Raw genomic sequence first — 214 nt, 5'->3', positions numbered from 1 at the left:
GAACGACCGGCTCGTCGCGTTCGCCTCCGTCCGGCGCGACGGCTACATCCTCTTTCTCGCCGTCGACCCGGACCACCGCGGCCGCGGTCACGCCGAGCGGCTCGTCGCCGACGTCGCGGCGAACCACCGGTCGGTCACGTGCCACGCCCGCACGACGAACCGGCGGGCGCTCGGCTTCTACGAGCACCTCGGCTTCGAGGTGATCCGCCGCATC

At 72.9% G+C, this 214-nt stretch carries 1 protein-coding gene; it reads left to right on the top strand.

The window, feature by feature from the left end:
* On the top strand, positions 1-214 hold a 214-nt coding region (locus tag EXE42_RS18295; RefSeq protein ID WP_137707157.1), incomplete at both ends, for an N-acetyltransferase.

The organism is Halorubrum sp. SP3, from assembly GCF_005435195.1.
Classification (GTDB): Archaea; Halobacteriota; Halobacteria; order Halobacteriales; family Haloferacaceae; genus Halorubrum; species Halorubrum sodomense.
Note: the sequence above shows the minus strand (reverse complement) of the source record. Positions and strands in the feature narration are given on the sequence as shown.